Genomic DNA, 21,667 nt, shown 5'->3' on the forward strand with positions numbered 1-21,667 from the left:
GGGTTGCGCTGGATCAGGGCCGGTAAGTCAACCGCCGGTTGCCGTCCGGTGTGCCACCAGTAGCTCGGCGGACTGTTCGACAGCCGTTTCCACGGCGGTGTGGCCGGTGGGTCCGAGACCGTTGCGGAGTTCGCCGTAGACAATCAGCACACCGATCACCCTGCCGTCTCGCCAGACCGGCTCGCAGCACTGAGCGCACCCCTAGCGGCTTGATCTCGAACGCGTAGTCGGCCCAGTGCTTTTCGAGGGTGATATCGGCGACCAGGATCGGGTGCTCGGAACGCGCGGCGGCCCGGCAGGGGCTGAGCCGACACAGCATCGGCGCCTCTTCGACCAGCTTCGCCCGCGGGCTGGACCAATCGAGCGCGGTGAGTTCGCCATGATCGTAGGCGGTGATCCCGACCATCGGCCGCCCCGACAGCGCCCGCGAGACCAGTGCCGCGACGCTCTTCAGCGGCTGATCGGCCCGTGGGTCCGGGCCGGTCGACTCCTGCCGTGAAGTGCTCACCTGGAGGGGAGGGTTCCCGGGCCTGTCGGCGCGGAAACGTGGGGTGCGGAGACTTCAGGGGATGTCGGCCGGCGGGCCCGCTAGAGGTCCGTCGGTCCGGTGCTGGGCGGCGACAGGGGGGACAAATGGCGGGTGGCGGGTCCTTCGAGGCGGGTGCCGTCGGCGGCGAAGCGGGAGCCGTGCAGCGGGCAGTCCCAGGATCTCTCGGCCGGATTCCAGCGCAGGATGCCGCCCAGATGCGGGCAGATGGCGGAGACGGTGGTGGTCGTGCCGTCGACGGTGCAGGTGGCGGCCGGGCCGGTGAAGCGGCGCTCGACGCGTCCGGTGCCCTCCGGGGCGCGGATCGGGTCGCCGCCGGTGCGGGCCATGTGCCACCAGCCCGCGCAGAATTCCAGTGCGACGGCGGTATTCGCGCGCACGGCCGCTGGAAGTGACCGCACCTCGCCCGGCCGCCAAGTGGTGAAGGCGTCGGCCCAGTCCGGTCGTTTGCCGGTGATCCGACCCACCAGGACCTGGGCCGCGGCGATGGCGTTGGTGAAGCCCCACTTGGCGTAACCGGTGGCGAACAGGATTCCGTCGCGGCCGGGAAGCAGCGGGCCGGCGTACGGGAGTTCACCGACCGGCCGGTAGTCCTGGGCGGACCAACTGGTCACGGGTGTCGCCGACGGGAACCAGCGTTCGGTCCAGTCGTGCAGGTCGGCGATCCGGTCGTCGGTGTGGTCCGCGCGCCCGACCACGTGGCCGTTGCCGCCGACCAGCAGGACGTCGCCCTCGGGATCGGGAACCGTACGGACCGACCGGGTGGGTTCGCCGGCGGTGATGTACATATCGCGGGACAGCGACCGCGGCAGCCGGTATGCGGTGAGATACGACCGCAGCGGCACCAGCCGGGTGAAGAACCCGCCGCGGTCCAGGATCGGCGTCCCCGTGGCGAGGACGACGCTGCCCGCCCGTACCGGGCCGTGCTCGGTCTCGATGACGTGGTCGCCGGTCGCGGCGCCGCGCACGCCGTACACGAGACTGGATTCGTAGATGGGCACCGCGTGCGATTCCACGTCGGCGGCGAGCACGGCCAGCAACGACATCGGATTCAGCTGCGCCTGTGCCGCGAGCCGCACGCCACCCAGGGCCGGGAAAGGCGCGTCGATCCGGTCGTTGAACTCGACCGGCATTCCCGCCTCCCGCAGTACCCCGAATTCCCTTCGGGCGAGCGCCAGTTCGCGCTCGGACTGGGCATAGGTGTAGGCGTCGCCGGACTGATAGTCGATGGCGTGCCCACCGCAGTACTCCAGGAGCCACTGCTGCCCCGCGAGATTGGCGTCGAGATAGGTGCGCAGCATGCCCGCGCCGTGGCGATGCCGGATCCGCTGCCCCCGGACACCCTGCAGCAGGCTCACTTTGGCATTGCTGGCGCCCGTGGTGCCGTCACCGATGCGCCGTCCCTCCAGGACCGCGACCTCGACGCCGTTCTCGGCCAGCAGCAGCGCCGTCACCAGGCCGGTGAGGCCGCCGCCGACGACCACCACGTCGAAACGCCCTCCCGGGGTCACTCGCAGACGGGCAGGGGTCGGGTTCTCGATCTTCCAGACTGGGGTCATGGTGTTGCTATAGCCCGCCGTCGGGGGTCGAAACGGCTGTCTCGGGGGCTTCGAAACGCGGCAGGGCGGTTAGTGCGGGGATGGGGTGGTATCCGGCGGGCATGAAGGCGGATGCGAGGAAGGAACCGAAGGTCGTCGTCATCACCGGAGCGAGCGCGGGGATCGGGCGGGCCGCAGCGCGGATATTCGGCGCGCAGGGGGCGTCGGTCGCGCTGCTGGCGCGGGGCCGGGCCGGGCTGGAGGCCGCCGCCGCGGACGTGTGCGCCGCGGGCGGGCGGGCGCTGGCGATTCCGGTCGATGTCGCGGAGCACACCGCGGTGGATGCCGCCGCGAGCCGGATCGAGGCGGAGCTGGGACCCATTGACGTGTGGGTGAATTCGGCCTTCACCTCGGTATTCGCGCCGTTCCGGGAGATCGATCCGCTGGAGTTCCGGCGGGTCACCGAGGTGACCTATCTCGGTTCGGTGCACGGGACGCGGGCGGCGCTGGCGCGCATGCTGCCGCGGAACCGGGGTGCGATCGTGCAGGTCGGGTCGGCCCTGGGGGAGCGGTCGATTCCCCTGCAGTCCGCGTACTGCGGAGCCAAGCACGCGGTGAACGGATTCGTGGAGGCCGTGCGGGTAGAACTGCTGCACGAGCACAGCAATGTGCACATCACCATCGTGCAGGCGCCGGCGGTGAACACTCCGCAGTTCTCGTGGGTGCTGTCGCGGCTGCCGCGCACACCGCAGCCGGTGCCGCCGATCTACCAGCCGGAGGTGGTCGCGCGCACGATCGCCTTCGCGGCCGAACATCCACGGCACAAACAGTATTGGGTGGGCGCGAGCACCGTCGGCACCGTGCTCGCGCAGCGGCTGGCCCCGGCGCTGCTGGACCGGTATCTGGCCCGCACCGGCTTCGACAGCCAGCAGACCGACGCCCCCGCCCCGGCGCGGGCGGACAATCTGTGGACGCCGCTGGACGAGGGCGACGGCCACGACTACGGCGCGCACGGCGTGTTCGACGGTCGGGCTCACCCGCGCAGCCCGCAGTCGTGGCTCACCCGGCGGGTGCTGTCACTCGGCGGATTCGGCAGGGCGTGAGATCCGGTACGGCGCGGCGGATTCCGACAGCCGCATGCCGTGGCCGTACGGTTCGGCGTCCTGCCCGCGCGGCGCGATCCGGCCCTCGACGACCGTCGGCGTCCCGGTGAGGAGCAGCGGTTCGAGCCGCGCGTGATCGATGAACCATTCGATATGCCGCAGCCTCGGCACCGCCGCGGCGATGCCCGCGTGCAGGGCGGGAGCGCAATGTGCCGAGACGTCACGGTGATTGGCCGCGGCGACGGCGGCGGCGCGCAGGAATCCGGTGTAGCCGCCGCAGCGGGTGATGTCGAGTTGCAGGCAGTCGACGACATCGATCAGGCGTTCGGCCTCGTACTCACTGTAGATGTACTCGCCCGCCGTGACGTCGCAGCGGACGGCGTCGCGGACCGTGCGCAGCCCGGGGATGTCATCGCTGGTGACTGGTTCCTCGAACCAGACGACACCGAGCCGGTCGAGTTCCGCGCCGATCCGGCAGGCCTCGCCGGGCGTGTACGCGCCGTTCGCGTCGACCATGACGGCGGTCCGACCTCCGAGGAGTTTGCGCACCAGTGTGATTCGTTCGACATCGCGCTCGGCGTCGACGCCGATCTTGATCTTCACTGCCGTGCAGCCCGCGGCCTTCCAGCCGATGACCTGATCGGTGAGCTGGTCGTCGGTGAGATCGACGAACCCGCCCGAACCGTAGACGGCCGTGGCCCGGCCCGCCGAGCCGAGCACGGTGTCCAGGGCGGTTTCCATCAGGCGGGCCTTGAGGTCCCACAGGGCGATGTCCACGGCGCTGAGCGCATGCCCCACGACTCCCGGCGTGCCGAAGTTGCGGCACGCGCGCCGCAGCCGCAGCCAGGTGTCGGTGACATCATCGGGTGAGGTGCCGCGCAGCAACGACGCCAGATGATGTTCGACGACCGTCGCGGCCGCGGGGGAGCTGTAGGTCCAGCCCAGCCCGCGTTCGTGCCCGGCCCGGATCGACACGGCGACGGCGGTGGTCGCGTCCCAGGTCAGCGTCCCGTCCGTCTCGGGCTGCGGGGTGGGGAATCGATAGGTCTCGACGGTGATGTCGTCGATGAGCGGGGTACTCACAGGGATTCGCCTCGGATCGCGGCCGCGAGCAACTCGGCGGCATGATGGGGTCGCGCCTCGGGCAGGAGATCACGGATCTGGGTGCGGCAGCTGAACCCGTCCGCCACGACGGCCGTCTCGGGTGAACGCGCCCGCAATGCGGGCAGCAGGGCGTCCTCGGCACAGGCGACCGAGACCTCGTAGTGGCCTTTCTCGAAGCCGAAATTGCCTGCGAGACCGCAGCATCCGGCGTCCAGGACATCCACCTGGGCGCCGGTGGCGGCGAGCAGCTCACGATCCCGGTCGAAGTGGAGAATGGCGTGCTGATGGCAATGCGGCTGCACCACAGCGGATCCGCCGACCAGCGGGGGCGACCACTCGGGGGCCCGTTCGGCGAGCAGCTCGGCCAACGTGCGGGTCTGCCCGGCGAGGCGGTGGGCGTCCTCGTCGCCGTGCAGCAGCTCGGGAAGGTCCGATCGGAATACCGCCGCGCAGCTGGGCTCGAGCACGACGACCGGAATCCCCTCGCGCAGTACGGGTTCCAGAATGCCAAGGGTGCGCTTCAGGATCCGGCGGGCGGTCGGCAGCTGACCGGTGGATATCCAGGTCAGGCCGCAGCACACGGTGCGGGCCGGGATCTCGACCTGAAATCCCGCGGCGGTGAGCACCTCGGCCGCGGCCTGCGCGATGCCGGGCTCGAAGTTGTTGGTGAACGTATCCGGCCACAGCAGCACCCGGCCGTGTGGAGCAGGGGCGAAACCGTCCGCACCGGTGAATGTCTCGGTGAACCGGGCACGGGCGAACCGGGGGAATTGCCGCCGCGGATCCACCCCGCCGGCGCGCGCGATGACACGCCGCAGTCCGGGCGTGTGGGTCAGCGCGTTGACGACCGGCGCGGCGGAAGTGGCGAGCCTGGCCCACAGCGGAATCCAGCCCATCGAGTAGTGAGCCATCGGCCGCAGCCGGCGATGGTAGTGATGAGACAGGAACTCCGCCTTGTAGGTCGCCATGTCCACGTCGACCGGGCAGTCGCTGCGACAACCCTTGCAGGCCAGGCACAGATCGAGGGCATCGCGCACCTCGGTCGAACGCCAGCCCTCCGTGATGACATCACCCTCGAGCATCTCGAACAGCAGGCGGGCGCGGCCACGGGTCGAATGCTCCTCCTCCCGGGTGGCCCGGTAGCTGGGGCACATGACGCCACCGCTCTCACCGCGGCATTTGCCGACGCCGACACAGCGATTGGCGGCATGGCTGAACCGGAAGCCGTCCGCGGGGAACGCGAAGTGCGTCGCGGGTTCCCACGGCCGGTAGGCCGCCCCCTGGCGCAGATCGCCATCCAGGGGGCGGGGCTGGACGATCTTGCCCGGATTCATCCGGTTACGCGGATCGAACAGGTGTTTCAGCTCGCCGAACGCGTTGATCACCCTTTCGCCGAACATGATTCGCAGCAGTTCGGCGCGCGACTGTCCGTCACCGTGCTCACCCGACAGTGAACCGCCGTAATGCACCACCAGATGCGCGCTCTGCGTGACGAATTCGCGGTAGCGGGCGATACCGTCGGCGGTGCGCAGATCGAAGGGGATGCGGGTGTGCACGCAGCCCTGGCCGAAATGACCGTAGAGCGAGCTGGATTCGTAGTCGAACCGCTGCAGCAGCCGCTCGAAGTCGCGCAGATAGTCGCCGAGCCGGTGGGGCGGCACCGCGGCGTCCTCCCAGCCCTCGTGCGTCTCGCGGCCGCCGGGCGGATAGGCGGTGGCGCCCAGTCCGGCTTCCCGTGCAGACCACAACTCGGCTTCACGCTCGGGCTCGTCGACCAGGGTGGCGCTCGCGCCGGAGTGGCGCTGGACGGTGCGCATAATCTCCCTGGCCGCGCTATCGGCCGCGTCCTGGGTGTCACCGTCGAATTGCGCCATCAGCCAGGCGTTCCCGTCCGGCAGCTGCTGGATCGCGTGCGCGGCGAGATGCCGGCTGTGCTCGAGCTGGACGAGCCGGCCGTCCAGCCCCTCCAGCGCGGCCGGGTGATGCCGCAGTACTGCGGGCACCGCGTCGGCGGCGGTGAACACATCCGGGAAGCCCAGCACCACGAGCGCTTTCGCGGCGGGGACCGGGACCAGGTCGAGCTCGGCACGCAGCACGGTCACCAGGGTGCTCTCACTGCCGACCAGCAGTTTGGCGGCGTCGCAACCGTGCTCGGGAAGCAGCGAATCGAGGTTGTAGCCCGATACCCGGCGCGGGATGTCGGGATACGAGCTGCGGATATCGTCCGCATAGCGCTCGGCCAGGCCGCGCAACGCGTCTCGCAGCGGGTCGGTGAGGCCCGCCATCCCGGGACCGACCCACATGCGTGTGCCGTCGTAGGTCAGCACCTCCAGCCTGCGCACCGAATCGGCCATCTTGCCGTACGCCTGCGCGGTGGAACCGCACGAGTTGTTGCCGATCATCCCGCCGATTGTGCAGCTGACATGGGTCGACGGCTTCGGTCCGACCATGAGGTCGTAGGGGCGCAGCTCGGTGTTGAGGGCGTCCAGGGCGATGCCCGGCTCGACCACCACGGTCCGCGCCTGCGCGTCCAGGCTCGTGACCCCGTGGCAGTACTTGGTCCAGTCCAGAACGACCGCGGCATTGCAGCACTGGCCCGCCAGACTGGTGCCGCCGCCCCGGGACAGGACGGGCATATCGTGCTCGCGACACACCGCTAACGCGGCCACGGCATCGTCGGGCGTGCGGGGGACGACCACGCCCAGCGGCAGGGCCCGGTAGTTGGAGGCGTCGGTGGAGTACGCCGCCCGAGATCCCGGGTCGAAGCGCACCTCCCCGGCGACCGCGCGCGTCAGGTCGGCGGCGACGGCATCGAGGGGTAGCCGGGCGCGTTGCCCGGGTCGTAGCTGGTGATCGGCTCCGGCCGTCATCGGCGCGCCTCCATCCGGTGGTCACATGCTGCGGTCTTCGGCTCTCCTGTCGCGCGGATACCCGCTTCGCCCGCGTAATCACCTGCCGATTGGGGCGCGGGTGCGCGGGTACTCGGGCGCTGTTCGAAGAGATCCGGCAACAGGGACAGGAGGCGCCATGACCCGGCAAGTGAGTGATCATGTCGTGGAGCGGCTGCGGGAATGGGGTGTCGAGCAGGTCTTCGGCTATCCCGGCGACGGGATCAACGGCCTCATCGCGGCCTTCGGTCGCGCCGACGGAAAGCCGGCCTTCATCCAGGCCCGTCACGAGGAGATGGCCGCCTTCGAGGCGACCGGGTACGCGAAGTTCAGCGGCAATGTGGGGGTGTGCACGGCGACCTCGGGTCCCGGCGCGATCCATCTGCTGAACGGGCTGTACGACGCGAAACTGGACCATGTGCCCGTGGTGGCGATCGTAGGCCAGACCGCGCGCAGCGCCATGGGCGGCAGCTATCAGCAGGAAGTCGATCTGCAGAGCCTGTTCAAGGACGTGGCCTCGGACTACCTGGTCGAGGTGAACGTGTCGAGCCAGTTGCCCAACGCGCTCGACCGCGCCTTCCGCACCGCGCGCACCCGGCGCGCGCCGACCACGGTGATCATTCCCTCCGATCTGCAGGAGGAGAAGTACGAAGCGCCCGAACACGAATTCAAGCAGGTGCCGTCCAGCGCACCGGGCACCATGGCGCCGCCGAAGGTGGTTCCGCCCCGCTCCGATATCGAGCGTGCGGCCGAAATCCTCAATGCCGGAACCAGAGTCGCGATCCTGGCCGGACAGGGGGCGCGCGGCTGCGCCACCGAACTCACCCGCATCGCCGAGCTGACCGGAGCCGGAGTGGCCAAGGCACTGCTCGGCAAGGACGTGCTCTCCGACGAGCTGCCGTTCGTGACCGGGTCGATCGGCCTGCTCGGCACCCGGCCCAGCTACGAACTGATGCGCGACTGCGACACCCTGCTCATCGTGGGCTCGAATTTCCCTTACGCCCAGTTCCTTCCGGACTTCGGACAGGCCCGCGCCGTCCAGATCGATATCGACGGCACCATGATCGGCATGCGCTACCCGACCGAGGTCAACCTGGTCGGCGACGCCAAAGCCACACTGGCCGAGCTGATTCCGATGCTGGCGCCGAATCCGGACCGGGCCTGGACGATCGACATCCAGGAGAGCGTCGCCCGCTGGTGGCAGACGATCGAGAACCAGTCCATGCTCGACGCCGACCCGGTCAATCCGATGCGGGTGGCCTGGGAGCTGTCGCAGCGACTGCCCGAGAACGCCATCCTCACCTCCGATTCCGGCTCCGCGGCCAACTGGTACGCGCGCTGCCTGCGCTTCAGCGGCCGCATGCGCGGATCGCTGTCGGGCACGCTGGCCACCATGGGGCCCGGGGTGCCGTACGCGATCGGCGCCAAGTTCGCCTGCCCCGACCGGCCGGTCATCGCCCTGGTGGGCGACGGGGCGATGCAGATGAACGGGCTCGCGGAGCTGATGACCGTCCAGCGGTATCAGGATCGCTGGGAGGACCCGCGCCTGATCGTGTGCGTCTTCCACAACAACGACCTCAACCAGGTCACCTGGGAACTGCGCGCCATGGGCGGCGAGCCGAAATTCGAAGAGTCGCAAACGATTCCGGACATCTCCTACGCCGACGTCGCCCGTTGCATGGGTCTGTCCGCCGTCGCGGTCGACCGCCCCGACGAGATCGGCCCCGCCTGGGACACCGCCCTGTCCGCGGATCGGCCGGTGCTGCTGGACTTCCGCACCGACCCGGAGGTTCCACCCATCCCGCCGCACGCCACCTGGGAGCAGATGAAGGACACCGCCGAAGCCATCCTCCGCGGCGACCCCGGCGGCTGGCACCTCATCGTCCAGGGCGCCAAGACCAAGGCCCAGGAGCTGCGCCCCGCTCGTCACTGACCGGGATACGCCGGTATCGAAACAATATGGCGGACAAACTGTTTCAGGCTCGGAGACCGGGGTAGGTCTCCGGATGTCCCTGCAATCGGTATACGGAGGTATATCCCATGTCAGAGCACGAGAAGAGCGGAGCTCGCGAGGGCGTCGAAGGCGCGGTCGAGGGCGTCAAGGGCGCCGCGAAGGAAGCCGCGGGCAAGGTCTTCGGCAACGAGGGGCTGCGCGAGGAGGGCCGCGCTCAGCAGGACAAGGCCGAAGCTCAGCGCGACGCCGCCAAGCGGGAGGCCCAGGCCGAGAAGGATCGTGCCCGGGCCCAGGCCGAGGAACTGCGTCAGCGGGCGCAGCAGAATCGATGATGGCCCACGTCGTGCGAGTGGCGTAGACGGGGCGGCGACGCCTAGATCACGCCGTCTCTAGCGGTATCCGCACCGAAATCCCCTGGCTCACAACTGAACAGGCCGGGGGATTTCCGGTGCGGACGGCCTTCGGTGATATTCCCTTCCCGGGAATACAGGTCGGCCGGATGCCGGTGGCAGCCCTCCAGGGTGGCATTCGCCAACTCGGTGACGACATCACCGACGTCTCGACGCAGGCGGAAGGCCTCGAGCTGGCGGCATGCGCCGTTGCCGCGGGCGAGAACGGCCTGGATGGCGCTGGTGACGAAGTCGCGGTCGCCCAATTCCTCGAGTGCCGGCCCGATGTGATCGACGAGTTCCGCGAGGCGCGCTTGAACCGGGATGACACTGCCGTCCACGGGGTGGATGCCATTGCCGTTGATGCCGGTACGCGCGGCCTTCCAGTACGCCGCGCGCAGTATCTCGTGCTGGACCGGGAATGCGATGACCCCTTGCTCCAATGACATTCGCGCGGTCATCACCGTGGCTCGCACCAGGGTGGCGAGCAGGCCGGTCTCCTCGACCGTGGCGGGGATGTCGCTGACCCTGATTTCGACGGTGGGATACCTCATGGACGGCCGGACGTCCCAGTACACCATCGTTTCGTCGAGAATGTTGCCGCTCGAAACCATCATGTCGACCATGGCGTCGTAATCCTTCGTCGACGCGAAATAGGGCGGAGGTCCGGCGCTGGGCCAGCGTTGCCACAGAATGTTCCGCCAACTGGCGAACCCGCTGTCGACGCTGCGGTAGATCGCGGAATTCGCGGTCAGTGCCAGGAACAGCGGCAACCAGGGGCGCACGTGGTTGCTGACCTGGACGGCGGTCTCCCTATCCGGAATCGCGACGTGCACGTGGCAGCCGCACAGCCCCTGCTCGCGGGCGAGCAAGCCGAATTCCGCGGCGATGCGCCGATAGCGTGGCGTGTCGGTCACCGGGAATTCGCGTGGCACCGTCGGTGGAATCGCCACCGCGAGCAGCCGTGCGCCGTGCTCCTCCGCGCAGGACGCCACACCGAGACGCAGATCGCGCAATTCCTGGATCAACTCGGCAGTGCTGGAATGTACGCGGGTATTCGTCTCCACCTGGCATCGGGTGAGTTCCAGCTTCAGTCCGATTCCACACTCGGCCGCGGTCCTGGCGACCTCGGCGTTCTTCGCGGCAGGCGCACCTGTCGCGCTGTCCGCGAGCAGAAACTCTTCCTCGACGCCGACAGTCGGCTGGGCCGCGTCCATTGCCATGAGGTTACTCCCGGGTCCCGCGTTCCCGTCCGGAGCACCGGGGAAATGGCCTCGTTAGGTCCGTATTCGGTGGGGTATCCGCCCAGCAGGAGAGAAGGAGATGCGAAGTGAGAACGTATGAGAATGACCGTTTTCTGTGGCGTGGCGGACGACGCACGCGCGCCGGCGGCCTGGTGCTGGTACTGGTGCTCGCGTGGCTGATCATCGGTGCCGTGGCCGCGGGACAACGGCACTACTACGACAGCGCGCCGACCAACTGCGCCAGCGCCGGAACAATCGCGGTGACCATTGTCGCGGGTCCGCTGAACTACCTCGGCGTGAACCCGAAGATCGGCAATTGCCATGTCGAGGTGCCGCAGCCCAGTCAATGAGTGACCGAGGACGCGCGGTGGCGCTTGCCGATCTGCGGTCCGAAACCGAAATCCCCTGGCCCGCAAGAGAACAGGCCAGGGGATTTCTGATTGTGCGAGTGAATCAACCAAATCGAGCGAATCACCAATAGTGGGAACGTCCGCCGATCGGGCGACCGGCCATGCCGAGCAGCCAGGCCACCGCGCCGATGATCATCAGAATGACACCGATGGTCGTCAGGATCGGGATACCGAAAACAATTCCCAAGATCAGCAGGATGACACCCAGGATGATCATGATAGTTCCTTCGTGCGGGCGATTGTGACAGTGACGCAATTCCCGGTGTGCCGGTGCTCAAACGTGGGCCACCGACTATTCGGGCGCATTTGAAATACGTTCTGTCGCAGCGCTTGATCACGGCGGTCGCGGGTACTCGGGGCAAATGAGGAGCGGCCGGAACGAAACCCCTACCGAACGGCTGGACCGCAATTGGAACAGCTTGATGCAGGAGTTGCGTGTGGTGCAGACGGGTGTGCAGTTGCTGACCGGATTCCTGCTGACGCTGCCGTTCCAGAACCGGTTCACGACCCTGTCCGATCCGCTCCGCATGGTGTATCTGGTGGTCGTCGCCGCCTCGATCGGCGCCACCATCTGCCTGATAGCGCCGGTCGCCGCGCATCGGATGCTGTTCCGCCGGCACCGGATCGAGAATGTCGTGACCGCCGCTCATCGGTACGCCATAGTGGGCCTCGGATTGCTCGGCGTCGCGCTCACCGGGGTGGCGGTGCTGATTTTCGCCACCGTCAGCGGCACCTGGGCCGGCATTGTCGCAGGAATTGTCTTCGGCACGCTGTTCGCTGCGGTCTGGATGCTGCATCCGTGGCACCAGCATCGCGGCAACAGCGCTTGACCTGGTAATTCGCGGCCAATTGTGGGAAATATGTTCGATAGTGGCCGGACTGGGTACCCCATATTCATGCATTTCAGCCGAATATGGGGTGATTCCGATGACGGGTGACAGCTACGACGATATAGAACCGCTGCTCAAGCAATTGGCGGTCGCCGTGGAAACCGGCGCTCCCGATCGAAATGCCCTGCGAGAGGAAGCGATAGATCGCTGCCTGCCGCTGGCCGACCACATCGCACGCAAATTCTCCGGCCGCGGCGAGGCGTTCGAGGACCTGCTCCAGGTCGCGCGCCTCGGCCTGGTCCAATCCATCGACCGTTTCGACGTCTCGCGGGGCTCCCGTTTCCTGTCCTTCGCGGTCCCGACCATCATGGGTGAGGTTCGCCGCTACTTCCGTGACAGCACCTGGGCGGTGCGGGTGCCGCGACGGGTCAAGGAGACCCAGGTCCGGCTCGGCGTCGCCATCGAAGCGCTCGCCCAGCGCCTGGGGCGGATGCCGAAGGCTCGCGAGCTGGCCGCCGAACTGGAGGTGGACGAGGGCGAGCTGACGCAGGCGTTGCTGGCCGCCAACGCCTACCAGAGCAGCTCTTTGGAGGCGGCGTGTCCCGATGACGGGGAGAACGCTCCGCTGGCGATGCTGGACGCGCTGGGGGCCGAAGAGACGGGCTACGAACACGTGGACCAGCTCCTCGCGGTCCGCCCGCTCATCGCCGAACTCCCGGACCGGGAACGCCGGGTGCTGACGATGCGGTTCTTCGAGTCGATGACCCAGAACCAGATCGCGGAACGGCTCGGCGTCTCACAGATGCAGGTATCGCGCATCCTGTCCAAGACCCTCGCCCGGCTCCGCGAGGATTCCCTCGCGAACTGAGTTCAGCAACGCGAACCGAGTTCAGAAGCCGACCAATCCCGATGCCAGATCAGGGAATTGGATGGCCCGCACGGCCGCGTCACGGACGTCGGGGCAGGTCGCGGTGGTGGTCTGATCGATGACGGACCGATTGCGCATCACCGCGATGTTCACGCCGTTGTTGCGCAGCGCCCAATCCTGCACGGTGGCATTGAATTTCAGCCGCGCTTCGGTGGGGCCGTCGGCGCGCCACCTGTCGACCTCGGGCCGCATCATGTCGCAGAGCTGTTTGGCGGCATCGGCGGTGATGAGCGGTCCGGACGACTGCCCGGAGGGTTGCGGACCGCCGGTTCCCGGAACGCCCGGTGCGGTGCTGTTCGAGCAGCCGGCGGCGACGGCCATCGCCGTCGCCGCCGCGCACAGCCACAACCCCGTCCGAGCTGGGCGGGATATGTGCTGGGACTTCATGATCGGACTCCTGTCACCGTCCGCGGGCGGTGGCGTCGCGGGCCGCGTCCGCCGCCTGCCCGCCTCGTTCCCGCGCGACATGCGCGAAGCGGCCGCCCTGTTCCCGGGCGCTGGTGACCAGCTGTCCGCTCTGTTCCCGCGCGGTGTCGGCGAACTGCGCGCCGTGCTCACGGACGATGTCCGCCAGCTGCTCACCGTGTTCGCGGGCGCTCTCGGCGAGGCTGCCGCCATGCTCACGCGCGGCCTCGAGGAGCTGTCCGCCGCGATCGGCGGCGGTGCGGCCCCAATGGGCGCCCTTCTCGCGGGTGGTCTCCGCGAGCTGCTCACCGCGATGCTGGGCGACATCCGCGAGACGCTCGCCCCGATCACGTACTGCGGTCACTAGTTCGGGTCCGTGCTCGCGCGCGACATCCGCGAGGCGCTCGCCCCGATCACGTACTGCGGTCACTAGTTCGGGTCCGTGCTCGCGCGCGGCATCGGCGAGGCGCTCGCCGCGCGCACGCAGCGACGCGGCCAGCTCCGGCCCATGCTCCTTCGCGGCATCGGCGAGCTGGACGACCCGATCGTGCGCCGGGCCGCTGTCCGACTGGAGCTTGTCGAGGGCACGGCGGCCACGCCAGCCGAGCGAGGGCTTGCCCTGTCGATCGGTGGAGGCGATGAGCAGACCGCCGAGCAGACTCACATCCTTCAGCAGCGCAGTGCGTTTCGCCGCGCGCCGCTCGGGGTCCTCCTCGGTCCAGAAGCCCTGTTCGGACAGCGCCGTGGGGACGACGGTCGCGGCGAGTACCGCGGTGGACAGGCGCGGCAGTTTCCCGAAGGCCAGCAGCACGCCACCGCCGATGCGGACCGCAGCATTGATCCGGACCACGCGCGCCGCGTTTTCGGGCAGGTACTTCGACAGCTGCGCCGGCAGCTTCTGCTCGCCCTTCTGCAGCACCGCGGAAGCGGACTTGACCCGGGAGTCCGGATTGGTGAGTGTGTCGATTCCGTCGGCGACGAAGGCGGTCGCCAGCATGGGGTGGGCAATGCGCCGCAGCATGGTGGATTCCTTTCCAGCAGGTGGCCTCACGTGGGCAATACGTTGTCGCTGTTCCCGGCGGGCCCGCGGTCAAACGCACTGATCGCGGTCGCGAGACCCGCCGCGCCGGCTGCCGTCGCCCAGCCCAGGGGCCGAGCGGGCGGCAGCCGAAGTAGGTACAGATGCCCGGCGTCATCACGACGGTGACCAGGACGGCGCCGCTGGCGGCCGTGGTGAACCAGACCAGCGGGCTGTGCCGGGCGGCCAGCAGGGTCTGGCCCAACTGCGTGCCGATCAGGGCGACGAGCCCGATCGTGCAGGCGCGTCGCGCGCTCCCAGTGTACCGGCCGACCAGCCACGCGCCGGTCGCTCCCGCAGCCGTGGTGGCACCTCGGGACAGGATGGCGCGCTGCAGTTCGGCGCCCAGATCGGCGGGTGGCCGGGCCGCCAGCCGCGCTCCCAATGTCTCTGCGCGGCTGGAGCTTTCGGCATCATCCTCGGCCGCCGGGTCGGGTGAGAGCGCGACGGCCATGGCCGGGAACATGTCGGTGAGCAGGTTGACCAGCAGGAATTGCCGGGTCCCCGCCCACACCCTCACCGGCCGCCTGCCCCAGGGCATTCGCCGTCGTCACCAGCAGGTCGGTGCGCGCGAGCCCGAGGCGCTGCTCCAGCACCGCCCGCAGGCGCGGCTGGGTGTCGAGGATGGCGGCGGTGGCCTGGAAGAACTGCACGGGCGCCCGCCGGGGAGTCACCGCGCCTGCGACCGCCAGGCCCAGGGCCAGGGTGTCGCCGGCGAGCGAAATGGCCGCGGACAGGGCCGGTTCCAGGTCTCCGGGATACGGCGTGGAGGGATCCCAGGGCCGGTCCGCGACCCCGAAGTCGTCCTCGATCTCCGCCACCGCCGCCACCAGATCCCCGAGCTCGGCGTCGGTGGTGATGACGACCTGCCCGGTGAGCGAGTTCGTTCGCACGTGCCGGACTCCGGGGACAGCGCCCAGCGAGTCGCGCAGTGCCGCAGTCAGTTTCGGGCTGTGCCCGGTACCGAGGCCGTGTACCTCCACGAACACCCGATCGCCCACCCGCGCCACCCGGCGGTCACGGTGCAGGCTGGGATCGAGCAGCGTCCCGAGATCGTGGCGCAGCTGTGCGCCGATCTCGGCGGCGGTTCCCAGGCCCCGGGTGAGCCCCCGTGCCGTATCGGTGGTGAGGCCGATCAGGCGGGATAGCACGGCCCGCCTCCCTTCCGAGTCGGTTACGCACGTTGCGCCAGGCGGGGTATCAGGCCGCCGGCCAGGACGTCCTGGACCTGTCGCGGCGAAAGATGGTGCCGGACGGTGAAAGTGGTTTCCTTGCTCATATCGAGCACCTCCAGCGTCGTCCGGCGCGCGAGGTCGTCCAGCTCGTCGATCTGCAGGAAGTCGTCGCGGTCGATGCGGTCGTAGTCGGCGGGATCCTCGAATTCGAGGGCCAGGACACCGAAGTTGGCGAGATTCTGCCAGTGGATGCGGGCGAAGGATTTGGCGATGACCGCGCGTAGCCCGAGATAGCGCGGCGTGATCGCCGCATGCTCCCGTGAGGAACCCTGACCGTAGTTCTCACCGCCGACGACGATGTGACCCGATTCGGAAACCTGTTGTGCCCGTTGCGGATAGGTCTCATCGATCGGGGTGAAGGTGAACATCGCCAGCTTCGGGATATTGGACCGGAAAGGCAGCGCCCGGGCTCCCGCGGGCGAGATCTCATCGGTGGAGACATCGTCGCCGACCTTCAGCAGCACCGGCGCCTCGATCCGGTCGGGCAGCGGTGTCAGGCGCGGCAGGCTGGAGATATTGGGACCCTTCACCGGCCGTATCTGCCGGGCCTGGTCCGGATCCAGCGGGGCGACCAGCATCCGGGTGTTGATCGCCGCGCGCGCGGGCAGGTCGAGCTTCGGATAGGCCATGTGCACGGTGCGCGCCCACTCCCGCGGATCGGTGATCACACCGGTCAGCGCCGACGCCGCGGCGGTTTCCGGGGAGCACAGCCACACCGCGTCCTCCTTGGTGCCCGAGCGGCCGGGGAAGTTGCGCGGCATGGTGCGCAGCGAATTGCGGCCCACCGCGGGCGCCTGGCCCATGCCGATGCAGCCCAGGCATCCGGCCTGGTGGATCCGCGCCCCGGCGGCCACCAGATCGGTGAGCGCGCCCATCGCGGTCAGATCGGTGAGGATCTCCCGCGAGGTCGGGTTCACATCGAAGCTGACCTGCGGCGCGGTCTGCCGCCCGGCCACCATGGCCGCCGCTATCGCGAAATCGCGCAGTCCGGGATTGGCGCTGGAGCCGATCACCACCTGCGCGATATCGGTGCCCGCGACCTCGCGGACCGGAACCACATTCCCGGGTGAGGACGGCTTCGCGATGAGCGGCTCCAGAGTGGACAGGTCGATCGAATTCTCGAGGTCGTAGGTGGCGTCGGTGTCCGCGGCCAGCTCGACCCAGTCGTCCTCCCGCCCCTCCTCCCGGAGGAACTCGTGCACGGCCGAATCGCTCGGGAATACCGTTGTGGTGGCGCCGAGTTCGGCGCCCATGTTCGCGATCACGTGCCGGTCCATCGCCGACAGGCCCGACAGCCCCGGTCCGTGATACTCGATGATGCGGTTGACCCCGCCGCTCACGCCGTGGCGGCGCAGCATTTCCAGGATCACGTCCTTGGCCGAACACCACTGCGGCAGTTCGCCTTCCAGACGGACGCCCCACACCTCCGGCATCCGGAGGTGCAGGGGTTCGCCCGAAATCGCGAGCGCCACTTCCAATCCGCCCACCCCGATGGCCAGCATGCCCAGCGCACCGGCCGCCGGCGTATGCGAATCGGAACCCGCCAGGCTCTTGCCCGGTATGCCGAACCGCTGCATGTGCGTCGGGTGCGAGACGCCGTTGCCCGCCTTGGAGAACCACAGGCCGAAGCGCTGGGCGGCCGTGCGGAGATAGTCGTGGTCCTCGGCGTTCTTCTCATCGGTCTGCAGCAGATTGTGATCGATGTACTGAACGCTCACCTCGGTGCGCGCGCGCTCCAGACCGAGGGCCTCGAGTTCCTGCATCACCAGGGTGCCGGTGGCGTCCTGGGTCAGCGTCTGGTCGATCCTGATCGCGATCTCCGCACCCGGTGTCATCGCACCGGACACCAGGTGCGATTCGATCAGTTTTCGAGCCAGGTTGGCTGACATCGCCGGAACCGTGTCTAGGGAGTGGTGGCCTGAGGTCCGACCACGAAGGTGGCGTTGCCGTTGGTGTCGAGACCAGCGTCGAGAATCTTGTCGTCGAAGAATGCGGCGGACTTGGGGTCCATGAAGATGCGCGCGCCCTCGGCGCTCAGCACCTCGTCGTCCTGGGCCGGCCCGTCGGCGACGGCCAGTTGGAAGCTCTCGGCGTCGTCGGGAGTGGAAATGCGCAGGCCGGCGTCCTGTGGGGCGCCGTCCCCGGAGGTGATGTCGCGGACCGCCTCGACGGCAGTGGGGGTGAGCATCAGCATTGTTTTGCCTTCCGCTGTCGTGAGCGCCGGCCGGATTGCCGGCAGTGGTTCGAGTAACCGCTCGATTCACCGCGAAACATCGCGCGGCGGGCGGAATCGGGTTTGCCCCGGTCCGTGGCGGGTACCGCGGCGGCATGAATCACGATGGCCGGAACAGCGGGGACCGCCTGGGGCTGCCGGATGCGATCAGTGCGGTGCTGTTCGACATGGACGGCGTGCTGACCGACACCGCGGGCGTGCACGAACAGGCGTGGAAGAACACCTTCGACGACACCCAGGAACAGCGGTGCGGTTCCGGATTTCAGCCCTTCTCCGAGCGGGACTACGACCCCAACCCGCCGGCAGCCCGGGCCGCGGCTGCGGAATAGGTTCCGGCGGCACGGGCGGCGTGAGCGGATCCGGCGGCGTCGGGATCGGCGGACCGGGTGCGGGGAAGGGCACGGGCGGTCCGGGTTCCGGTATGGGCTGTCCCGGTTCCACCGGCGGGATCGGTTCCGGCGGTGGAATCGGCGGAACCGGCAGCGCGGACGATGCAACGCCGAGATGGGCATGCAGAAGTTCCATATCGCCTGCTTACCCGGTGCGGGCGAGGGTAAGCGGCTAGCGGGGAGACGAAACGAACATCCCAGTGGAAGGGACCGTCGCCATGGGTAAGACAAGCGAATCCGGCATCGTCACCGGCACCCGCGACAAGGACTACAACCTGATCTGGTTCGTCGAGGCGTCACTGGACAACGCACTGCGGCTCGACACTTTCATCGCCGATGCCGAACGCGACGCGGACACCGAACTGGCCGATTTCTTCCGGCGCGCCCAGACCGAGAGCCGCACCGGCGGCGAGCTGGGCAAACGACTGCTGGCCGCCCGTCTGCAGGGCTCGGACATCCCGATCGCTCCCTAGCCGCCGGCCGAAGATCGGTGGGCCACCGGTTGACCCGGGTCGGTATCCGCACCTTTCATCGACGCTGGAACGGACTCCTGTCCGACTGTGTGACAGGGCATTCCACGGTCTCGTCGGCCGACGTCACGATCGGGTGAACGCGCTTCGCATACCTTCCGCATCGCCGGGTATCGCGAAGGCGAACGGCCTCGCGATTTCAGGAGGTGATGATCGTGATGTACCAGCTGATGATGGAGATCATCCGTCGGATGTGGGACATGATGACCCCGAACATGCCGAGGTGATGAGATCGATCGAGCGACTGGACAGCGCTGGTCCCCCCGGAACCGGGGACTGCCTGTCCAGTCGCTTGTCCGGGGAGTTGTCCCAGCGGCTCGGCAGGGACGACCGCGGTGTCAGGGCTGATTGCCGGGCACGAGGTCGGCGACGGCGGCGTACCGCAGCGGGGGGATGCCCGGCGTGGGCGCCCGGGCCGCGGTGGGGGCGAGCAGGAAGCCGACGTGGTCGCCGAAATCGGTCCGGTTCAGGATCTCGCCGATGAACCAGCCGGCCGTCGCCGTCAGGATCGGCAGGGAGTGTGGTCCTTCCTGCCAGTCGCTGTGCTCGAACTTGTCGAGATCGAACCCGGTCTCGGAGCCGAAGAGCTGCGCCAGCGCGAGCGACTCGTCCGAGAGCAGATGGACCGCCAGGTGGTCTGCCCGGGACGCGACGCCGTAGGTGTGGTTCCGTTTCGACAGGCAGGCGACGAATCGCCGCGGTTCGATGCTGACCTGTGCGGAGAACCCGACCAGGCAGCCTGCGCGCTGCCCGTCGGCGATGGTGGTGACGATCCACATCGGCGCGTTGGAGGCGGCGACGGTGAGATCGAACGCGCTGTCGGGATCGTCGACCTTGCCTGTCACGGCGCACCTCCCCGCTTCGAACCCGTCGAGACGTAGTCCATGAGCCCGTTTCAGCCTACACAGACTGGTTGGTTTGTATGTCGTGTGAGGGGGACGATGTCGCGTCAGGCAAACCCCGACGGCAACCCGTCGTCGTACTCCGCGAGGATGTCGGTGGCCCGCCGCAGGACATCGACCACGACATCCGCCGGCGAGACGTACAGCTGCGGATAATCGACCTCGCCCAGCCCCGGGTCGACCGGAAACGCGAGTCGTTCTGGGCCCAGCGAGAATTCGGCCGCGACGTCCTCGCGGTTCCCGCGCGGATCCTGCCGATGCCAGGCGTCCTCGAGATGAACCGCCACCAGCCCGTGCAGCACGTGCCCATCACCGTGGGTGAGTCGCTGATAGCACAGCGCGGTGGGGATGCCCTGCCCCCGCAGCACCGCGGCGAGCAGGTGGGACTTCGCATAGCAGAGGCCCACTCGCTGCTCGAGCACCTCCGAGGCCCGCAAGGTCACCCGGGAGTCCCGCGCGTCGTAGGAATGCGCGACCTCGTCCCGCACCCACTCGAACGCCCTACGGGCGCAGTCGATGTCATCGCCGGACCGTGACCGGATCTCTCGGGCGAGCGCCCGCACCGCCGGGTGATCGACCTCGACGATCGGATCGGCGGCGAGGTAGGCGGAAGGAGGGAGCGGCGACACGGGCGCGAAGGACACCAACGAACCCTAGTGCGTGGCCCGGGCGTGTCGTGACACCCGTGCACCGTCGGCGGCGCGAGGAGACGGCTACCCGCCCACGGGCGAGTTGTCGGTGACCGACACCACGGACTCGACGAACGGGAGCGACGCGACGTCCCCGGCGGCGTCGGCCGCGATATCGATCACCAGCGGGCCGGGATAGGCGCCGTAAACGACCATCCCACCCAGCTCCCTGAGCAGCCGGCGGAAGTTCGTGGCGCCGTCGTCGGTCGCTGGACACGACTCGCAGAAACGCACTCGGTAAACGCCTTCGTCGACCATGACAGCCTCCTGGACGATGGTGAATCGGACCGCCGCGAGCGGTTTGCCCATTCTTTGCCCCATTAAACAGCGCTGTTCAATGCGGTTCCACGCTGCCCCGCCGGATGGGGATTGGGACCGGGTGTGCGGGGTATGGCCAAGGATGCCCAGACCGGATGGTCTGGCAGTGCACTACTTCCGGGCAGCAGTCGTGGTCCGTGCGACGCACCGTCAACGGCGACGGTTCCGCAACGGCGAGGTAGGCGAGCGAATCGCGACAGCAGCGGCGGGGAGGCGGCGCATCGCCGCCTGAGCGGAACCGCTACGACGTACCGGCAGTGACTCGATCCTGTTGCGCGGCAAGGCATTGCCACGGGCCAGACGAGAGGAGAACTCCGATGTCAGCAGAACTCGAAGGCGCGCGCGTCCTGATCGTCACCTCCAATACGGGGGTGGAGCGGGATGAACTCCTGATACCCCGAGATCAGCTGCGTGCCCGTGGCGCCCACGTGATCCACGCGGCCGCGGAAGAGATCGATGTGCACACCTATCGGCACGACCTCATCCCGTCCGAACCGGTACGGCCGGACATCGCACTCGGCGATGTGGATGCCGGCGCGTTCGACGTGCTGGTGATTCCGGGTGGCACGGTCAATGCCGACAAACTCCGGACCGACGCCAAGGCAATAGAACTCGTCCGGTCGGCGATAGCGGCCGACCGCCCGATCGCGGCCATCTGTCACGGCCCGTGGCTGCTGGTCGAGGCCGCCGTGGTGGCCGGCAAGACGCTGACCTCGTATCCGTCCCTGCGCACCGACCTGATCAATGCCGGCGCGGTCTGGATCGACGAGTCGGTCGTCCGCAGCGACGCCGAAGGCTGGACGTTGATCACCTCCCGCAATCCCGACGATCTCCCCGATTTCGTCGACGCCATCGCCGCGGAACTGACCGTGCGAACGTCGTGAGGCAACGCCCCCCGCGCTCGCCGGCGACCAGTCGTGCAGCGATTACTCGCGCAATCACGTGGTAACCGG

The 21,667-nt window shown here is 68.5% G+C and carries 23 protein-coding genes and 1 pseudogene; 9 read left to right on the forward strand and 15 right to left on the reverse strand.

What is annotated here, in order from left to right; genetic code table 11:
• Window positions 1–27: 27 nt before the first annotated feature.
• Window positions 28–150, reverse strand: a complete 123-nt coding sequence (locus ON33_RS44210) for a hypothetical protein (protein ID WP_281033271.1) — start codon at window positions 148–150, stop codon at window positions 28–30.
• 438 nt (window positions 151–588) lie between these two features.
• Complete coding sequence (locus tag ON33_RS35895) at window positions 589–2,106, reverse strand: FAD-dependent oxidoreductase (protein ID WP_040863612.1); 1,518 nt, start codon at window positions 2,104–2,106, stop codon at window positions 589–591.
• Between the two features lie 101 nt (window positions 2,107–2,207).
• Here ON33_RS35895 and ON33_RS35900 point away from each other — a divergent pair, with 101 nt between their 5' ends.
• Complete coding sequence (locus tag ON33_RS35900; protein ID WP_051153415.1) at window positions 2,208–3,188, forward strand: SDR family oxidoreductase; 981 nt, start codon at window positions 2,208–2,210, stop codon at window positions 3,186–3,188.
• On the opposite strand, the gene ON33_RS35905 is transcribed toward ON33_RS35900, so the two are convergent.
• A complete protein-coding gene (locus tag ON33_RS35905; RefSeq protein ID WP_040863613.1) occupies window positions 3,162–4,271 on the reverse strand; it encodes an enolase C-terminal domain-like protein in 1,110 nt (369 codons plus the stop codon). The genes ON33_RS35900 and ON33_RS35905 overlap by 27 nt on opposite strands.
• A complete protein-coding gene (locus ON33_RS35910) occupies window positions 4,268–7,162 on the reverse strand; it encodes an FAD-binding and (Fe-S)-binding domain-containing protein (RefSeq protein WP_051153385.1) in 2,895 nt (964 codons plus the stop codon). The genes ON33_RS35905 and ON33_RS35910 overlap by 4 nt, the downstream gene beginning before the upstream one ends.
• 157 nt (window positions 7,163–7,319) lie before the next feature.
• On the opposite strand from ON33_RS35910, the gene ON33_RS35915 reads away from it, so the two are divergent.
• Together ON33_RS35915 and mbp1 are read left to right on the forward strand one after the other, a co-directional pair.
• Complete coding sequence (locus tag ON33_RS35915) at window positions 7,320–9,113, forward strand: thiamine pyrophosphate-requiring protein (protein ID WP_040863614.1); 1,794 nt, start codon at window positions 7,320–7,322, stop codon at window positions 9,111–9,113.
• Between the two features lie 107 nt (window positions 9,114–9,220).
• Window positions 9,221–9,466: a microaggregate-binding protein 1 gene (gene mbp1, locus ON33_RS35920; RefSeq protein ID WP_040863615.1), complete on the forward strand. Its 246-nt coding sequence runs from the start codon at window positions 9,221–9,223 to the stop codon at window positions 9,464–9,466.
• A 41-nt stretch (window positions 9,467–9,507) separates the two neighbouring features.
• Here the strand turns inward: mbp1 and ON33_RS35925 are convergent, their stop codons facing one another.
• Entirely contained in the window at window positions 9,508–10,740 is a 1,233-nt protein-coding gene (locus ON33_RS35925) for a glutamate--cysteine ligase 2 (RefSeq protein WP_063711162.1), read from the reverse strand.
• A gap of 191 nt (window positions 10,741–10,931) precedes the next feature.
• On the opposite strand from ON33_RS35925, the gene ON33_RS35930 reads away from it, so the two are divergent.
• The gene (locus tag ON33_RS35930) at window positions 10,932–11,117 is read left to right on the forward strand and encodes a hypothetical protein (protein ID WP_174391602.1); all 186 of its coding nucleotides are present in this window, start codon (window positions 10,932–10,934) and stop codon (window positions 11,115–11,117) included.
• Window positions 11,118–11,238: 121 nt separating this feature from the next.
• Here the strand turns inward: ON33_RS35930 and ON33_RS42460 are convergent, their stop codons facing one another.
• Entirely contained in the window at window positions 11,239–11,394 is a 156-nt protein-coding gene (locus ON33_RS42460; RefSeq protein ID WP_085996898.1) for a hypothetical protein, read from the reverse strand.
• Window positions 11,395–11,539: 145 nt separating this feature from the next.
• Between ON33_RS42460 and ON33_RS35935 the strand changes: the two genes are divergently transcribed.
• Window positions 11,540–12,007, forward strand: coding sequence for a DUF6328 family protein (locus ON33_RS35935; protein ID WP_040863616.1), 468 nt, complete (start codon window positions 11,540–11,542; stop codon window positions 12,005–12,007).
• 97 nt (window positions 12,008–12,104) lie between these two features.
• Window positions 12,105–12,875: an RNA polymerase sigma factor SigF gene (locus ON33_RS35940; RefSeq protein WP_040863617.1), complete on the forward strand. Its 771-nt coding sequence runs from the start codon at window positions 12,105–12,107 to the stop codon at window positions 12,873–12,875.
• 21 nt (window positions 12,876–12,896) lie between these two features.
• On the opposite strand, the gene ON33_RS42610 is transcribed toward ON33_RS35940, so the two are convergent.
• From ON33_RS42610 to ON33_RS35965, 6 genes and pseudogenes are all read right to left on the reverse strand, one after another.
• Window positions 12,897–13,322 carry a hypothetical protein gene (locus tag ON33_RS42610; RefSeq protein WP_040863618.1) on the reverse strand — a complete coding sequence of 142 codons (426 nt, stop codon included), beginning with the start codon at window positions 13,320–13,322 and terminating at the stop codon, window positions 12,897–12,899.
• A gap of 13 nt (window positions 13,323–13,335) precedes the next feature.
• Window positions 13,336–14,361, reverse strand: a complete 1,026-nt coding sequence (locus tag ON33_RS35950) for a DoxX family membrane protein (protein ID WP_040863619.1) — start codon at window positions 14,359–14,361, stop codon at window positions 13,336–13,338.
• A gap of 187 nt (window positions 14,362–14,548) precedes the next feature.
• Window positions 14,549–14,884: pseudogene (locus ON33_RS44605) on the reverse strand (hypothetical protein); the annotation flags it as partial.
• Window positions 14,832–15,569 carry a heavy-metal-associated domain-containing protein gene (locus ON33_RS43795; protein WP_040863620.1) on the reverse strand — a complete coding sequence of 246 codons (738 nt, stop codon included), beginning with the start codon at window positions 15,567–15,569 and terminating at the stop codon, window positions 14,832–14,834. The gene ON33_RS43795 and the pseudogene ON33_RS44605, both read right to left, overlap by 53 nt.
• 23 nt (window positions 15,570–15,592) lie before the next feature.
• On the reverse strand, window positions 15,593–17,542 hold the full coding sequence (locus tag ON33_RS35960) for an aconitate hydratase (RefSeq protein WP_040863621.1): 1,950 nt from the start codon (window positions 17,540–17,542) through the stop codon (window positions 15,593–15,595).
• Window positions 17,543–17,556: 14 nt separating this feature from the next.
• Entirely contained in the window at window positions 17,557–17,841 is a 285-nt protein-coding gene (locus ON33_RS35965) for an iron-sulfur cluster assembly accessory protein (protein WP_245551141.1), read from the reverse strand.
• Window positions 17,842–17,981: 140 nt separating this feature from the next.
• Between ON33_RS35965 and ON33_RS35970 the strand changes: the two genes are divergently transcribed.
• Window positions 17,982–18,215, forward strand: a complete 234-nt coding sequence (locus ON33_RS35970) for an HAD family hydrolase (protein ID WP_040863623.1) — start codon at window positions 17,982–17,984, stop codon at window positions 18,213–18,215.
• A gap of 278 nt (window positions 18,216–18,493) precedes the next feature.
• Entirely contained in the window at window positions 18,494–18,748 is a 255-nt protein-coding gene (locus ON33_RS35975; protein WP_040863624.1) for a hypothetical protein, read from the forward strand.
• A 395-nt stretch (window positions 18,749–19,143) separates the two neighbouring features.
• Here ON33_RS35975 and ON33_RS35980 read toward each other — a convergent pair whose 3' ends face one another.
• The 3 genes from ON33_RS35980 to ON33_RS35990 all read right to left on the reverse strand — a co-directional run bounded on the left by ON33_RS35980 (window position 19,144) and on the right by ON33_RS35990 (window position 20,705).
• A complete protein-coding gene (locus ON33_RS35980; protein ID WP_040863625.1) occupies window positions 19,144–19,650 on the reverse strand; it encodes a flavin reductase family protein in 507 nt (168 codons plus the stop codon).
• A 104-nt stretch (window positions 19,651–19,754) separates the two neighbouring features.
• Window positions 19,755–20,351 carry a transglutaminase-like domain-containing protein gene (locus ON33_RS35985; RefSeq protein ID WP_040863626.1) on the reverse strand — a complete coding sequence of 199 codons (597 nt, stop codon included), beginning with the start codon at window positions 20,349–20,351 and terminating at the stop codon, window positions 19,755–19,757.
• Between the two features lie 69 nt (window positions 20,352–20,420).
• The gene (locus ON33_RS35990) at window positions 20,421–20,705 is read right to left on the reverse strand and encodes a hypothetical protein (RefSeq protein WP_040863627.1); all 285 of its coding nucleotides are present in this window, start codon (window positions 20,703–20,705) and stop codon (window positions 20,421–20,423) included.
• Window positions 20,706–21,031: 326 nt separating this feature from the next.
• On the opposite strand from ON33_RS35990, the gene ON33_RS35995 reads away from it, so the two are divergent.
• Window positions 21,032–21,598: a type 1 glutamine amidotransferase domain-containing protein gene (locus tag ON33_RS35995; protein ID WP_040863628.1), complete on the forward strand. Its 567-nt coding sequence runs from the start codon at window positions 21,032–21,034 to the stop codon at window positions 21,596–21,598.
• Window positions 21,599–21,667: the final 69 nt, after the last annotated feature.

Source organism: Nocardia niigatensis NBRC 100131 (assembly GCF_000308655.1).
GTDB lineage: Bacteria > Actinomycetota > Actinomycetes > Mycobacteriales > Mycobacteriaceae > Nocardia > Nocardia niigatensis.